Source organism: Lysobacter sp. SCRH-1R (genome assembly GCF_057747855.1).
This window is the reverse complement of sequence record NZ_CM173227.1, coordinates 2,136,105-2,151,431: the sequence shown is the minus strand read 5'-3', so window position 1 is coordinate 2,151,431 and position 15,327 is coordinate 2,136,105. Positions and strand designations below refer to the sequence as shown.

The 15,327-nt window shown below is 65.7% G+C and carries 13 protein-coding genes; 9 read left to right on the top strand and 4 right to left on the bottom strand.

Annotated elements, in window-relative coordinates; genetic code table 11:
* The first annotated feature begins 49 nt into the window (after window positions 1-49).
* The 4 genes from AC3ANK_RS09680 to AC3ANK_RS09665 all read left to right on the top strand — a co-directional run bounded on the left by AC3ANK_RS09680 (window position 50) and on the right by AC3ANK_RS09665 (window position 5,427).
* Complete coding sequence (locus AC3ANK_RS09680) at window positions 50-1,783, top strand: hypothetical protein (protein WP_484171016.1); 1,734 nt, start codon at window positions 50-52, stop codon at window positions 1,781-1,783.
* 32 nt (window positions 1,784-1,815) lie between these two features.
* Entirely contained in the window at window positions 1,816-3,933 is a 2,118-nt protein-coding gene (locus tag AC3ANK_RS09675) for a DNA/RNA non-specific endonuclease (protein WP_484171015.1), read from the top strand.
* A gap of 97 nt (window positions 3,934-4,030) precedes the next feature.
* Window positions 4,031-4,738: a DUF72 domain-containing protein gene (locus AC3ANK_RS09670; protein ID WP_206860604.1), complete on the top strand. Its 708-nt coding sequence runs from the start codon at window positions 4,031-4,033 to the stop codon at window positions 4,736-4,738.
* 11 nt (window positions 4,739-4,749) lie between these two features.
* Window positions 4,750-5,427 carry an alpha/beta hydrolase family protein gene (locus tag AC3ANK_RS09665; RefSeq protein WP_206860603.1) on the top strand — a complete coding sequence of 226 codons (678 nt, stop codon included), beginning with the start codon at window positions 4,750-4,752 and terminating at the stop codon, window positions 5,425-5,427.
* A gap of 141 nt (window positions 5,428-5,568) precedes the next feature.
* Here the strand turns inward: AC3ANK_RS09665 and AC3ANK_RS09660 are convergent, their stop codons facing one another.
* Together AC3ANK_RS09660 and AC3ANK_RS09655 are read right to left on the bottom strand one after the other, a co-directional pair.
* Window positions 5,569-6,702: a hypothetical protein gene (locus AC3ANK_RS09660; RefSeq protein WP_484171014.1), complete on the bottom strand. Its 1,134-nt coding sequence runs from the start codon at window positions 6,700-6,702 to the stop codon at window positions 5,569-5,571.
* A complete protein-coding gene (locus AC3ANK_RS09655; RefSeq protein WP_484171013.1) occupies window positions 6,699-7,805 on the bottom strand; it encodes a GlxA family transcriptional regulator in 1,107 nt (368 codons plus the stop codon). Before AC3ANK_RS09655 ends, AC3ANK_RS09660 begins: the two co-directional genes overlap by 4 nt.
* Before the next feature lie 208 nt (window positions 7,806-8,013).
* Between AC3ANK_RS09655 and AC3ANK_RS09650 the strand changes: the two genes are divergently transcribed.
* On the top strand, window positions 8,014-8,283 hold the full coding sequence (locus AC3ANK_RS09650) for a hypothetical protein (protein ID WP_206860600.1): 270 nt from the start codon (window positions 8,014-8,016) through the stop codon (window positions 8,281-8,283).
* Window positions 8,284-8,659: 376 nt separating this feature from the next.
* On the opposite strand, the gene AC3ANK_RS09645 is transcribed toward AC3ANK_RS09650, so the two are convergent.
* Complete coding sequence (locus AC3ANK_RS09645; protein ID WP_206860599.1) at window positions 8,660-8,935, bottom strand: hypothetical protein; 276 nt, start codon at window positions 8,933-8,935, stop codon at window positions 8,660-8,662.
* Window positions 8,936-9,488: 553 nt separating this feature from the next.
* On the opposite strand from AC3ANK_RS09645, the gene AC3ANK_RS09640 reads away from it, so the two are divergent.
* Together AC3ANK_RS09640 and AC3ANK_RS09635 are read left to right on the top strand one after the other, a co-directional pair.
* Window positions 9,489-9,914, top strand: a complete 426-nt coding sequence (locus AC3ANK_RS09640; protein ID WP_484171012.1) for a DUF4124 domain-containing protein — start codon at window positions 9,489-9,491, stop codon at window positions 9,912-9,914.
* Entirely contained in the window at window positions 9,911-10,576 is a 666-nt protein-coding gene (locus AC3ANK_RS09635; protein WP_206860597.1) for a hypothetical protein, read from the top strand. Before AC3ANK_RS09640 ends, AC3ANK_RS09635 begins: the two co-directional genes overlap by 4 nt.
* A 131-nt stretch (window positions 10,577-10,707) precedes the next feature.
* Here the strand turns inward: AC3ANK_RS09635 and AC3ANK_RS09630 are convergent, their stop codons facing one another.
* Window positions 10,708-10,845, bottom strand: coding sequence for a DUF3653 domain-containing protein (locus AC3ANK_RS09630; RefSeq protein ID WP_484171011.1), 138 nt, complete (start codon window positions 10,843-10,845; stop codon window positions 10,708-10,710).
* Window positions 10,846-11,444: 599 nt separating this feature from the next.
* On the opposite strand from AC3ANK_RS09630, the gene AC3ANK_RS09625 reads away from it, so the two are divergent.
* On the top strand, window positions 11,445-13,607 hold the full coding sequence (locus AC3ANK_RS09625) for a type I secretion system permease/ATPase (protein ID WP_206860595.1): 2,163 nt from the start codon (window positions 11,445-11,447) through the stop codon (window positions 13,605-13,607).
* The gene (locus tag AC3ANK_RS09620; protein WP_206860594.1) at window positions 13,604-15,025 is read left to right on the top strand and encodes an HlyD family type I secretion periplasmic adaptor subunit; all 1,422 of its coding nucleotides are present in this window, start codon (window positions 13,604-13,606) and stop codon (window positions 15,023-15,025) included. The genes AC3ANK_RS09625 and AC3ANK_RS09620 overlap by 4 nt, the downstream gene beginning before the upstream one ends.
* The last annotated feature ends 302 nt before the right edge of the window (window positions 15,026-15,327 follow it).

The following is a 15,327-nucleotide window of genomic DNA, read 5'->3' as shown; positions in this document are numbered from 1 at the left end:
CGACCTCGGGGGCATCCATCGTGCGCGCCTGCCATCGCCGGCTGCGGACATGCCGACGCGCCGTCGCCTGCGCGCGTTCTCGCACGATCCCAGCCGTAGCCGCTACGAAGGAGCGCACATCACCCTGTCGATTCCATACGAGCCGTTGAAACCCGGACCGGCCGGGGCGGTGTTCATCGTCGAGGACATCGATGAGAGGACCGGCAACGTGGCGACGCCCGTCGACCTCGAACAGCACAAACTGCTGATGGAAGACGGCCTTCCACCGAGCAGCAGCAATCATCAGTTCATGCAGCAGATGGTGTACGCCGTCGGCATGGAGACCTACGAGCGCTTCCGCTTCGCGCTCGGGCGCGACCGGGGCTTCGGGCCCATCGGCGTTGGCGGAGTGGAGAGCGGGGCCGAGGGAAGGTTGCGCATCCATCCGCGCTTCATGCACGAGGACAACGCGTACTACGATCGCGAGCTCGGCGCGCTGTGCTTCGGTTACGAACGCGCCGCCGAATTCGCGCAGTACCGCAACCAGCCGGGCGGCAACGTGTACATTGCGTTGTCGCGCGACATCGTCGCGCACGAAACCAGCCACGCGCTGCTCGATGGCCTGCGTCCGAACTTCCTGCGGCCGACGCATCGTGACGTCGCGGCGCTGCACGAAGGCTTCTCGGACCTGGTGGCGATCTTCCTCCGCTTCGCGCAGCCGGAGCTGGTGCGCGACGCGATCGAGGCCTCGCAGGGCGACGACCTGGATTCGGAGCTGCTGGTGCAGATCGGCCGCCAGTTCGGCTTCGACCTGATCGACGGACACAATCCGCTGCGCACGGCGATCCTGTCGCCTGGGCTCGAGGACACGGTGGTCGAGCGCAAGTACGGTTACGACGATCCGACGAAGGAGGAACACGACCTCGGCGCGGTGCTGGTGTCGGCCGTGTTCGAGGCGTTCCGGCGCATCTACCAGCGCAAGACCAGGAAATTGCGCGGCGTGCTCCAGCTGTATCGCGAACGCCTGCCGTCAGAAGCGGTGTATCTGCTGGCCGAGGAAGCCACGCAGCTCGCGCGGCGCTTCCTCAACATCGTGATCCGCGCCATCGACTACTGCCCGCCACTGCATTGCAGCTTCGGCGAATACCTGCGCGCGATCATCACCGCGGACACCGAGCTGGTGCCAGACGATCCGATCGGCTATCGCGAGGCGTTCGTCACGTCCTTCCGCCGATACCGCGTGACCGTGCCCGAAGTGCCGGACCTGGGCGAGGACAGCCTGTTGTGGTGCCCGCCGGAGACGGGGCGGATCGCCGTGCCGGAACTGGATTTCCGCCACCTCGGCCTGGTGTTCGCCGATGGCCTTTGCGATTGGCCGGTCGACGACGGAGGCCGTGCCGTAACGCGCGCCGCCACTGCATTCGGTAAAGCCATCTGCAGGTCGGATCGCGCCCGCGATTTCGGTCTCGTCGCGCCGAGTCGCAGCGTTCTGCCGCCGAAGATCGTCTCGCTGCGCACGGTGCGGCGCGTCGGCATCAGCGGCGACGTGCGCTTCGACCTGGTATCGGAAGTCGTGCAGAAACGCCGCGTGCGCGAGGGCTGGTTCCTCGGTGGATCGACCGTCGTGGTTTCGTCCGATGGCGCGGTCCGTTACGCCGTTTCCAAGCACCTCGACAGCAAGCGCCGCCTCAAGGCCCAGCGCGATTACCTGCGCACGCAGGGACAGGATGTCCGCGATGCGGCGTGGGCGGAGCAATCGGTGGTGTCGGCGCGGCTGCAACGGAACATCCATCGTCGCCGCTGAGCAATGCAAGGAGCCAGCCACGGAGGCCTGCCATGCACGATTCCCGCGCCACAGCGGCGCGCAAGCGCAGCGTGATGCTCAAGGCCGGCGTGCGTTTCGCCGGCAAGGGCGAGGAGCGCGCGCGCACCGCCGCGCAACTCGCCAAGGGCGGGCCGCTTGACGCGGCCAGCCCCGCGCAGCTGAAGAACTTCATCAAACGCGAAACCACCAAGGCGAGGGCGATCATCCGTCCCGGCGGTCCGGGTCCGTTCCTCGAACGGCGCATCGGCGATGCGCTGGAGTGGGAACAGAACGCACCGACGCCCGAAGCCCGACGCGCCGGGCGACCGGTCGCGCGCATCGTCGGCCTGGGCAACGATGGCCGCATCGTCGATGGCTATGCGACTGGATTCCTGATCGCGCCCGGCTTGCTGATGACCAACTGGCACGTCTTCGACAGCGCCGAGGACACGCGATCGTCCGGCGCGCAGTTCAACTTCGAGCTCGACGAGGTCGGCAACCCGCGCAGTACCGTGGTCTACGAATTCGATCCGGCGCGGTTCTTCTACAGCAGCGAAGCGCTGGACATCGCCATCGTGGCGCTTGCCGACCAGCCACGCATCGGCGCGGGCGCGCTGCGCGATTTCGGTGCGGTGTCGCTCATTCCCACGCTCGGCAAGATCCTGGTGGGGCAGGCGGTCAACATCATCCAGCACCCCGATGGACGGATGAAGCACTACGCGCTGCAGAAGAACACCGTGTACGTGGAGCCCGGGCCCGACGACCTGTTCCTGATGTACACCACCGACACGCTGGAAGGGTCGTCCGGATCGCCGGCCTTCAACAAGGACTGGGAGCTGGTCGCCGTGCACCATGGTGGCGTGCCGCGCGTAGAGAACGGCGAGATCATGACGCTCCGTCGCACCGTATGGCGCGAGGGCATGCCGCACACCGACATCGAGTGGGTCGCCAATGAAGGCGCGCGCGTCAGCCAGATCCTGTCGCACCTGCACGGCGTGTCGCTCGGCACGGCGGCGCACCAGGCGATCCTGGCGCAGGTGCTCGGTGCGGTGCGCGAAGTCGCCGACGAATCCGCGGATCCGGCGCCGGCTTCGATCCCGACGCCGGACATCCAGCCTTCCGGAGCGCCCGCGATGAACACCATCACCGTGCACGGCACGGCTCATTTCTACATGAGCGGCGCGCCGGCGACACCTGAGGCAGCGGTGTCGGCCGCGCCCGCTGCCGGCGGCGCGGTGGCGCTGGAGAAGAAACTTCGCTTCGATCCCGACTACGCCGGGCGCAAGGGCTACGACGAGCGGTTCCTGAGCGGTTTCCGTGTGCCCGCGCCGCAGGCGCCCGAGGACGAGATCTACGAAGGCCCGCGCAATCGCAAGTACCTGCGCTACCACCATTACACAGTGGTGATGCACAAGGATCGCCGGCTCGCGTTGTGGACGGCCGCGAACGTCGACTACGACCCGGCAAAGCGCCGCAAGTCGCGCGAAGGGTTCGGCGACGACGAGTGGAAGGCCGATCCGCGCATTCCGATCGAACAGCAGATCGAGGACCTCGAATTCTACGAGCCGGCGAAGAAGTTCGATCGCGGCCATCTGGTCCGGCGTGACGATTCGGCGTGGGGCGAAACGGCGAAAGAGGAGGAGTTCGCCAACGCCGACACCTTCCATTGGACCAACTGCACGCCGCAGCACGAAGAGTTCAACCGCGACATGTTCCAGTACAACGGCCTGTGGGGCGGACTGGAGAACCACATCGCGAAGCAGGCGCGGAACGTCGGCAACCGGCTGATCGTCTTCGCCGGGCCGGTCCTCGCGCACGACGACCCGGCGCACGATTTCGGCTCCGGCATCGAAGTCACGATGCCCATTGCGTTCTGGAAGATCGTCGTGGTCGCCGAAGACGAGGGTAGCGGGAGGCGCCTGCGCGCGTACGGTTTCATCCTCGACCAGGGCGAGGCCATCGAGACGCACGGCCTGGAACGTCGCTTCCGCCCGGGCCGGTTCGTCGCGCATCAGGTGCCGCTGTCGGAGATCACGCAGCGCAGCAGGGTGACGTTTGCGGATGCCCTGCACGAAGCCGATCCGCTGACAGGTTCCACGACCGAAGGACGTCGGGTGTTGATGGCGCTGGATCAACTGGTTCTTCGATGATGCCTGCGGGTGCGTGCCCGTTGTGGTGTGAATGGCCTTCGCACCGCGTTTGGCAGACTATCCGCCTGTGTGACGCAACCCCGGTCGAGGCCAGACCATGACGACGCGACTGCAGGCAGGTGCGAGCGGCTATTCCTACAAGGAATGGAAAGGCAATTTCTATCCCGCGACCATCAAGCCGGACGGGATGCTGGCCTGGTACGCGCGGCACCTGCCGTCGGTGGAGATCAACAACACGTTCTACCAGATGCCGAAAGTGGCGACGCTCGAACACTGGGCGGAGACGACGCCGGACGATTTCAGTTTCGCGATCAAGGCGCCGCGCCGCATCACCCACGATGTGCGCCTGAAGGCCGATGCCGCGGCCGATCCGGTCGCCTATCTGTATCGCAACCTCGAAACGTTGCGGGACAAGCGCGGTCCGGTGCTGTTTCAGCTTCCGCCGTTCCTGAAGAAGGACGTGCCGCGGCTGGCCGACTTCCTGCACGTCCTGCCCGCCGATCACCGCGCCGCGTTCGAGTTCCGCAACGACAGCTGGTTCGACGACGAGGTCTTTGATGCGCTCAAGGCCGGCGGCGCGGCGTTGTGTCTGTCCGAGCGCGACGACGACGCGCCACCGCCGCTGGTCGAAACCGCGTCGTGGAGCTACGTGCGGCTGCGTCTTGAAACCTACTCGGAAGCCGACCTCGCGCGGTGGGCTGAACGACTTCTGGCAACCGCGTGGCAGCGCGTCCACGTCTACTTCATGCACGAGCCGACCGCGCCCGGGTACGCGCAGACGCTCATGCGCCTGTGCACGCGGTAGGGAAGGGGAACATGTCGACGCAACCGCTTTCCATCGAAGTCGAAACGGGCGTGCGCGTGTCGGGCCTGCTGCAGGTGCCTGCGCACGCGCGGGCGTGTTACGTGCTGGCGCATGGTGCGGGCGCGGGCATGGCGCATCCGTTCATGGCGGCGGTGGCGGAGGGGCTGGCCGAGCGGGGCATCGCGAGCCTGCGATATCAGTTTCCCTACATGGAACAAGGCTCGCGACGGCCGGACACGCCGCGGCTCGCGCACGCGACGGTGCGCGCGGCAGTCGCGGAAGCCGCGCGACGACGGCCGGAGCTGCCGTTGTTCGCCGGCGGAAAATCCTTCGGTGGGCGCATGACTTCGCAGGCGCAGGCGCAATCGCCGCTGCCGGGCGTGCACGGGTTGGCGTTCCTCGGTTTCCCGTTGCATCCGCCGAAGAAGCCCTCCGACGAACGTGCCGCGCACCTGTCCGATATCGACGTGCCGATGCTGTTCCTGCAGGGCACGCGCGACGAACTGGGGCAGATGGACCTGATGCAGGCGGTCGTGCAGCGACTCGGCGCTCGCGCCACGCTGCGGTGGTCCGAGCACGCGGATCATTCCTTCCATGTGCTGGTGCGCTCCGGTCGGAACGACGCGGAGGTCATGGAGGAGCTGCTTGGAACGATGGCGACGTGGATCGACGGCGTGCTGGATCGCTGAGCTTGGAACCGCTTGACCGGGGGCAGGGCATTGCGCCCAATCGGCGCATCGTTTGCAGCTGGTGTGATGCCCGCGTTCGGTGCGCCGCGCAATGCGAACCTGACTTGCGTTGCCCGTTCTGATCGCCATCCCATCCGTGACTCAATCGCCAGCTGTGTCCGCGCCCACGCCTGGTTCCACGGCGCCGATCTCGGAAGGTTGGCCATAGAGGTAGCTGGCCGCCGCTTGCGCCATCTTCCGGGGATCATGTCCAACGCCGGGGACCACCACCAGCGTCCAGCGGGATGCGATGCCCATGCGCGTCGCGGCTTCCATGGCTTTCCCGTGGAAGTACTTGCCGCGTGCCAGTCGATGCAGGCCCTGCCGGTCCGGGGCCGGACCATGCACAAGATCGCCGCGCTTTTCGTTCGCGTCGTCAGAGCCACCGAGAAACACCACCAGGCGTCGCGCGAAAGCCTTCGCGAGCTGCGGAGGCTGGATCGGCGCGTCGGCCAGGCCGTAAGGAAAGCGTGCGTCGGCGTCGGGGACCGTGTACCAGCCCGAGTTGGATGCCAGGATGTGGTCGGCACGCGTGCCGTCGTCGGCGAACATCGCGAAGCGATGCAGGAACTGGCCGCCGGCGGAATGACCGAACAGGTCGTAGCGCGGCGTCTTCAATCCCGTTGCACGCACCGCCTGGTCGAAGATGCGATCGATGTCGTCGAACAGCCATTGCCCGCGATCGGTCACGATCCGATACCCGGCCAACGCCTGGGCGTCGGGGTCGATCACGACGTCGGCGATCATGCCCGCGAGGTTGTAGTTCCAGAATCGCGGATAGCGGCTTTCCGGGTAGTGCGGCGACAACACCAGCACACCGGAACGCTCGGCCGCTTCGATCCAGTGGTCGCGGTAATCCCATGCGTTGCGCCCGGCCCCGGGCAGCACGATCAGCACGCGGGAATTCTCGTGCAGGCTGCGCGGACGGTGGTAGTAGACCGCGACTTCGCGCGATCCTCCGGGGCCGACGGACAACGAGAACGCTCCCGAACCGGCGCGCAACAGCGGCGGCGCGTCATCCGGCGGCGATGGCCGTTCGACCAGCTTCATGCCGCAGACAGGACACGTGCCGGGAGCATCGTGCGGCTTCGCATGCAGGAGATCGGCAACGTGGGGGCAGGGCGGACACACGTACGTCGAGCGCTCGACGCTTCCGGGCAAACGAAGCGGCCCCGCCGCCGGCGCCGACAGCGGAAGGGCAAGTGCAACCAGGAGGCACAACGATCGCGCGATCATTCGAACGCCTCCGAGCCGGTGGAATCGACTGGGCCTTGCACCGGCGCACGTTCGGCGAACCTCGCCCGCCATTGCGATGGGCGCAATCCGGTTCGCCGGAGGAATGCGCGCGAGAATGCATCGATGTCGGCGTAACCGCAGCATGCCGCGATCTCGCCGATGGACTGGCGCCCGCACAGCAGCCGCTGCGCCTCCTGCACGCGAATCCGGGCGATGAGGTCGGTGACGCTGCAGTCGTAGCGTTGCGCGATCCTGCGCTGCAGCTGGCGCGGACTGAGATGCGCGCGTTCGGCGAGTGCATCGAGCCTGAGATCGGCATCGGGGCGCGCGAGCATGCCGGACACCAGGTCGCCGATCCGGTCGCTCGTCCCGGATTGCAGCCGAAGCGGCTCGGAGTACTGGTCCTGCCCGCCGCTGCGCCGCATGTAGACCACCAGCTCGCGCGCGATGGCCAGTGCGGTGGCGTGGCCCAGGTCTTCCTCCACCAGGGACAGGCACAGATCGATGCCGGCGGTGATGCCGGCCGAGCTGGCCAGACCGTTGTCCTGGAGGAAGAGGGCACGTGCATCCACCTCCACGTCCGGGTGGCGTTGCGCGAGGTCGGTGGCGAAGCGCCAATGAGTCGCGATGCGGCGGCCCTTCGCCAACCCCGATTCGGCGACCGCGTATGCGCCGGTACAGACCGAGACGATGCGTCGGCATCGCGGCCGTGCACGTGCAAGCGTCCTGGCGACCTGCGCCAGCACCTGTGGCCGCCGAAGGCCGGACCCACCGGGCACCAGCAACGTGTCCACGGTCGGACGTCGCGGAAGCGGGGCATCGGGCACGAGCGTGACACCCGCCTCCGACCGTACCGGCGCCGTTCCTCCGACACCGTACGTGCGCAGCCTGTACGCCACCGCGGGCGCCACGACCGAGTTCGCGGTCGCGAACACTTCCATCGGCCCCGCCACGTCCATCAGCGTGACGCCGTCGAAGAGGATGAGGCCCACGGATCGCGGCCGGGACGGGGAACGTGTGCGGCGCATGCGGCGCAGGATAGCGCGATGGGGTACGTCGCATGCGACGCAAATCCGGCCGATCGCGCCATCGGGGGAGCCCATGCATGAGCGCGCAACCGGATCGCCGGGAGCTGCACGTCCGGGAAGCCGGCGCCCCCGACGCGAGTCCGGGTGCATTGCACGGCGCCCTCTTAATGGCTCCATGCATCGCGTTCACCCGCAACCGCCTACTGTGTCTTCGCACCGACTGGCGCTCATGCGGCAGTCCGGATCCCGGAGCGCCTCGTGCACCTCCCGCACGAGACGGCCAATGCACATCCTCGTCTACAGCGCCGCGGCCAGCTACTGGCTGATCGACGGCAATGCTCGTTCGCGACCGCCCGACTTCAGCCCGCCGGCCGAGCTGGTGTTCAGCATCTCGGACGAGAACCTGCCGCGATCCATCGCGCAGATGCTGGAAAGCGCGATCGGCGAGACAGGAATGCTCGAGCTGCGCGAATGCTGGGCCGATTACGTCTTCCACGAATGTTCCGGATGGCGACGCCACAAACGAAGCACCACCTCGGCGCTCATCGGCTGATGCAAGGACCCGCCATGTCCAGCACTCGCCCACGCGGCGGCAACTACTACGTTCTTCCTGCCCGGGGGCTGTCCCTGCTCGATCGGGATGCCGCGCGTGCGAGGCTCGCCGCCGACATGGCCGCTTTCGACCGGGCGGGAGGTCGCATCGAGGTCCTGGCACGACGCCACTTCGCAGGCGGGAACGACCTCTCCAGCCGAAAACTGCCTGATTCGTCCGTCCACGGCGGGGCCGACGCATGTCGGCGGACACGCTCATCGAGATCACGCTCATCGAGACGCCGTACGCGAATCTGGTCGCCATGTTCGTGTGGCTGAGCCGCGATCGCACGCGCAGGCCGGGCGATCCCTGATCCACCGCGCTTGCGTGCGCGTGGTCAGTCGTTCCCGGAGAAACGTCGAATCGCATCCTCGAAGCGATCGAGCGTCGATCGCAGCCCGATCATCGAGATCGCCAGGTCTTCGCGAAGCCGGCGGCTTTCCGCGACGACCGCTTCGTATCTGTCGGATTCGTCCGGACGAACATCGTCCGGCCGTTCAGGCGAATTGTGCATGACATGGACCCGTGCATGAGCTGCACGGAGGCCCGATGACGACAGCGCCATGTAATCGCTGCTGTGCAGGCGCAGGTATACCGCATCGGTCGTGACCATGGCGCGAGTGCCTGCACGTACCGCGTCGCGCTCGGAAGATCACGCGATCGGGCGCCTCCGCGCCATCGCACGCATTCAAGCGTCGGGCGCGAGCCTTCCGAACGGCAATGAGGAAGCCTCGCGCACCGAGACCTCCGCATCGTCACCTCAGGGCGTCATCATCGGTGCGCCGCCGCCGATGCCTGGCGGCGAGAAGGCATAGCGCGGCCATGGCGTCGGTTCTTCCGGCTACAGGTACTTTTTCCACCCATCCTTCTTGCGACGCCCGGCGCGCCGCGCGCGTTCGCGCTGCGCATCTTCGGGTGACGGCCCGTCCCGGAGCGCGGGACAAGATCGCCGAACAGGTGCGCCGCCGGATGAGTGACCGTGCCCGGGTTTGTCGTCAAGGTCGTCGTGCGTCATGGCGGCACCGTACGCTTGGGTCGTCTCACCGGCTGAAAACGTCGCAAGTGTGGGCCCGGCCCAGGGATAACCGCTATTGAGGGCCAACAGCCCTCCCGCCAAGCCGGCTTTTGGTACGCTCGTCGCAGTCCATAGGGGGACGGATGGAGCAATGCGACAGGGAATCGTGCTGCTTGCCGCGCTGATCGCCGGCAGCGCTTCGGCGCAGGTCGTCAATAGGTGCGTGGGCAAGGGTGGGGCGGTGCACTTTTACAGCGGGCCATGCCCGGCCGGCTACGCGCAGACCCGCAGTTGGGATGCGACGCCGGAGGCGCCGCCCAGCAATGATGAGCTTTGGCGGCGCTACCACCAGCGCAAGCAGGCCGAGGCGGACTCGCGTTACCTCTCTCAACTCGCGGGCACCAGCCGGGGTGGCGGTGCCGCTGGTCATCGCGTTCGCCAGGACGGCGCGCGGAATCCGTCCGCATGTGATGCCGCGAAGGCGTCGCGTGAACGAACGCTGGAGGCAGTCGGGATTCGCCGCACCTACGAGTTGTTGCAGCAACTCGATAATCGCGTTCGGGAGGCTTGCAAATGACGGCCCCAATCTTCTGTCCCGATTCGCTCGACTTTGGAACGGTATCGGATTGGGCCTCGGTGCTTTGCACTGTCGCAGCTGCGGCAATCGCCGTCTTGGGCTCATTCAAACTCTGGAATAACCAGCTTAAGAAGCGGTCGGACTCGTTGGAGGCTACTGCGGTGGCAATCTTCCGCAATGTCTACGATCGACTGATTGAGTTCGAGGCATTCACCAACTTCGACGAATGGCGGCGTTACGCCGGCAACGTGAATAGTGGGCTCATTGCTACGGATGAGGCCGCATGGAAAGCGCATAAGGAAGCCGTCCTTTCAGCGATCAGTGCCCACTTGGTGTCATTAGATCTGGCGTTGAAGAACTTCGAAGCGATACAGGGCAACCTCTACGACGTCAGCCGGGAGCGCATTGAGACGATGCTTCGCCTGCACGGGTTCATAGGCGGTGCCCCTTCACAGATTCGACGGATTCAGAGCTTTTGGGCGGAAGCTGACTGCGGAATGGGCCCCGTCGTTCTCCCCGAGGAGTTCCGTTATGTGTTGTCTCGCGGGATTGCCGGCGGGGCCTATTTTTTGAACAAGCTGGATTGTGCAGGCCGCAAGCGAGCACAGGATTTTGAGCCCATCGAGGATGAGCTTCGTAGATTGCATCGCGAGCATGGATGAGCGCAGGCGAGTTACGAACCGACGTTGCCGTGATGACGTACTTCTGCCAGCTCAACGATAACGACCTTCACAAGCTGCTGACGAGATGCCGTTTGACGCCCATTCTCAGCTGCGCGTCGGCTCGCGTAACCCTAGAGCCGAAGCTCCATCTTGTCCCGCCACATCAGCCCGCGCAGGCGTTCGACGGTCATGCGTGGGCCGTCCTCAGAAACGAGATGGCGGCCTCGCAGCCGCCATCCGTACCATTCGTCTTCGAAATCGATGTTCAAGCAAGCGCTCCCGGGGGAATGAGGCGTTTGCCATCGGTATCGGCGGCACGCTGCCGCTGCTGTCGGTGTTCCTGATTGATGTCGCGGGGAAAAACCAATGGGAATCAAAGGCTTGTGAGTTGTGATTCCTGCATGGGGTCCCCGCATGCCAGCCGGCGACACGATCTAGGGCCAATTTGCGGCGTAGCGACACGATCTTGGACCAAGGTCTACGAGCAGGACAACGTGGGCGGGCAGGCCCGCGGCATGAGCTTGATCCTGAAGGTCTCGAGCATGTTCGCCATCTATGCAGAGACGGTGATGGACCTCGTCGGTCTGATTGGGCTTGTCCCGGACAAGTTGCACCTGGTGCGACAACCGGACCCGGTGCAAACCGGGTGTCTTGCGACGTCCGGCCAGGGCGCGTCTTGGTGTCTGCACTCGGGCCGTGAGCGCATATCTTGCATGCGCATGGCGCCAGCCCAAATGTGCTCGATATCACGCCACTGATCAGAAGTGGAAATCTGTCGGGCCGCACACCGATTCCGCTTGACACACACGGCACATCCTGACGATGCTCATGGCTTAGGGGATTACCTAGGTCGGCAAGGATTGCGGGCATGGCACAGGGGAGTGCGGTGCTTTCCGTCGTGGAAGGCGCGCGAGCTGATGCGAGGCAAGATCTTGGGCTGCAGGGTCTGGTGCTGCTGGCTCAGTACCACGGCATCGCCGCGGACGCCGCGCAGCTGGCACATGAGTTCGGCCACAATGGCGAAGCGTTCGATGAAACGACGCTCCTGCTCGCCGCGAAGAAGCTCGGCCTGAAGGCCAAGGTCACCACGCAGCCCGCCGCGCGCATCGCCATGGCGAACCTGCCTGCGCTCGCGCTCCTGCCGGATGGCGATGCGTTCGTCGTCGCCAAGGTCCACGGCGAACAGGTCCTCATCCACGACCTCGCCGAGAAGCGCCCACGCGCGATGTCGATGACGGAGTTCGAATCGCGCTACGCAGGACGCCTCTTGCAGATCGCCTCGCGCGCATCGGTGCTGGGCGAGTTGGCGAAGTTCGACTTCAGCTGGTTCGTTCCCGCGGTGGTGAAGTACCGCAAGCTGCTGCTCGAAGTCTTCGTCGTCTCGTTCTTCATCCAGTTGTTCGCGCTGGTGACGCCGTTGTTCTACCAGGTGGTGATGGACAAAGTGCTGGTGCATCGCGGCCTGACGACGCTGGACGTGATCGCGATCGGCCTGGTGTCGATGGCGGTGTTCGAAGTGGTGCTCAGTGGCCTGCGCACGTACGTGTTCTCGCACACCACCAGCAAGATCGACGTGGAGCTTGGCGCGCGCCTGTTCCGCCACGTGCTCGCATTGCCGCTTGCGTACTTCGAATCCCGACGCGTGGGCGACACCATCGCGCGGGTGCGCGAGCTGGAGAACATCCGCAGTTTCCTGACAGGACAGGCGCTGACTTCGGTCCTGGATCTGTTCTTCACCGTGGTGTTCCTCGCGGTGATGTTCCATTACAGCGGCTGGCTGACGCTGATCGTCGTACTGTCGCTTCCGCTGTACGCACTGATTTCCGCGTTCGTCACGCCGGTGCTGCGCAAACGCCTGAACGAGAAGTTCGCGCGCGGCGCCGACAACCAGTCGTTCCTGGTCGAGACCGTCAGCGGCATCGGTACGGTCAAGGCGATGGCGGTGGACCCGCGAGTGACGCGCACCTGGGACAACCAGCTGGCCGGCTATGTCAGCGCCGGCTTCGGTGTGACGCGCGTCGCCACGATCGGCCAGCAGAGCGTGCAGCTGGTGCAGAAGCTGGCCAGCGTGGCGATCCTGTTCTGGGGCGCGAAGCTCGTCATCGAAGGCAAGCTTTCGGTCGGCCAGCTCATCGCCTTCAACATGCTGGCCGGGCAGGTGGCCGCGCCGATCATTCGCCTCGCGCAGCTGTGGCAGGACTTCCAGCAGGTCGGCATTTCCGTCGAACGGCTGGGCGACATCCTCAACACGCGCACCGAGATCCCCGGCAGCCGCATGGCGTTGCCACCGATCAAGGGGCAGGTCACGTTCGAACGCGTGTCGTTCCGTTACCGACCCGATGCGCCTGAAGTGCTGGCCGGCATCGAACTGGACATCAAACCGGGGCAGGTCATCGGCATCGTCGGCCGCTCCGGATCCGGCAAGAGCACCTTGACCAAACTGGTGCAGCGCCTCTACACGCCGGAACGCGGACGCGTGCTGATCGACGGCCAGGACGTGGCATTGGCCGACCCCGCGTGGCTGCGCCGCCAGCTGGGCGTGGTGCTGCAGGAGAATTTCCTGTTCAACCGCAGCGTGCGCGAGAACATCGCGCTCAGCGATCCCGGCATGCCGCTTGAGCGCGTCATCCACGCGGCGAAGCTCGCGGGCGCGCACGACTTCATCACCGAACTACCGGAAGGCTACGACACGAAGGTGGGCGAGCAGGGCGCCGGACTGTCCGGCGGCCAGCGACAGCGCATTGCCATTGCGCGTGCTCTCATCACCGATCCGCGCATCCTGATCTTCGATGAGGCCACCAGTGCGCTCGACTACGAGTCCGAGCACGCCGTGATGAACAACATGCGGGCGATCTGCGAGGGACGCACCGTGCTGATCATCGCGCACCGCCTGTCGACCGTTCGCCATTCCCATCGCATCGTCGTGGTGGAGAAAGGGCGGATCGTCGAGAGCGGCAGCCATGCCGAACTCATCGAACGTCCCGACGGCCACTACGCGCATCTTCACCGCCTGCAATCGGGGATCGCATGAAGCACGTCCTGCTGGGGCTACGCGACTTCATCGCGCGCTACGTGGCGATCTTCCGCTCAGTGTGGGCCATTCGCGGCCAGCTCGATCCGCCGCAGCGCAGCGCGGACGAACGCGCATTCCTGCCGGCGCATCTGGAGCTCACCGAGACGCCGGTGTCGCCGACGGCGCGCTGGACCATGCGCATCATCATCGCGTTCTTCTGCGTGGCGTTGCTGTGGGCGATCCTGGGTCAGCTCGACATCGTCGCGGTGGCACCGGGCAGGACTGTGGTCGATTCGCGCAGCAAGGTCGTGCAACCCGCCGAGACGGGCGTCGTTCGACGCATCCTGGTGCGCGACGGACAGGTCGTGAAGCGGGGTGAGCTGCTCATCGAACTGGACGCAACCGCGACCGGCGCGGCGTACGCACAAGCGGACGAAGCACTGGTGAACGCGCGCCTTGCCGCGCTTCGGCTGGATGCGCTGGCGGAATCGCTCGACAGCAATCGGCCGCCCGTCCTGTCGGCGGCGAAGGATCTCCCACAGGAGCGTCTCACCGCCGAACAGACCCTGGTGCGCAGCCAGTTCGATACCTACCAGGCCAGGCGCCACGCCCTGCAGGCGAGCATCGCGCAACGCCGTGCCGAACTGCGCACGACCGAAGCGACCATTGCACCTCTGGCCGAATCGGCGCGCATCTCGACGGCGCGTGCGGAGGACTACGGCAAGCTGGTCGAAGGCAAATACGTTGGGCGCCACGAGTACCTGCTGCGCGAGCAGGAGCGGATCGCCGCCGAACGCGACCTCGCCACGCAGCGCAATCGCGTGCAGGAGATACGGTCCGCTCTCAGCGCGGCGGAAGAAGAACTGCGCGTGCTCATCACCGACACGCGCCAGCAGACCCTGGATCAACTGCGCGAGGCCACCGCGCAGGTCGCGCAGTTGACCCCGGAAGTCGCCAGGACCGGGCAGCGCGACAAGCTGATGACCCTGCGCGCACCCGTCAACGGCACCGTGCAGCAACTAGCGGTGCATACGGTGGGCGGCGTGGTGACGCCGGCGCAGCCCTTGCTCGTCGTCGTGCCGAACGGGGAAACGCTGGAGGTTGAAGCAACGGTGCTCAACAAGGACATCGGTTTCGTGCGCGCCGGGCAGCCGGTGACGGTGAAGGTCGAGAGCTTCCCGTACACGCGCTACGGGTACCTGACGGGCACCGTTGCAAGCGTGTCGCATGACGCGGCGCAGGACGAGCAACTCGGGCTCGTGTTTCCCGCACGGGTTGTGCTGTCGGCAGCGGCGCTGAACATAGACGGCGTCGATGTGGGACTGACTCCCGGCATGGCGTTGAGTGTGGAGATAAGGACGGGCAGACGGCGAGTCATCGACTACTTGTTCGGTCCCCTACGGCAGAGAGGCGGAGAAGCGCTGCGTGAAAGGTAGGAAGGTGCCAATCATCAAGGGATCGCTGGCCTATGACGACGGTCGGCCTGGCCGAGAGCCTATCCCTTGTCGTACCGATGGGATGCGGCGAACTCGCGTCATCCATCAATCTCCAGCTTGGCTGGGATCAGAAGTTTGGCCTCTCCGAGGCCCTTCCCGGTGCTGAGCTCCCCAGTTGCCACGTTTGGGGGTGCGCTAACGGTCAACGTCATGGCCGACGACGATCTCACGAACACGCGTCCATCCATGAGAAGTGCCATTTTATCCGCGGTTTCGGTCCTCGATACGCAAGGTTGGTCAGC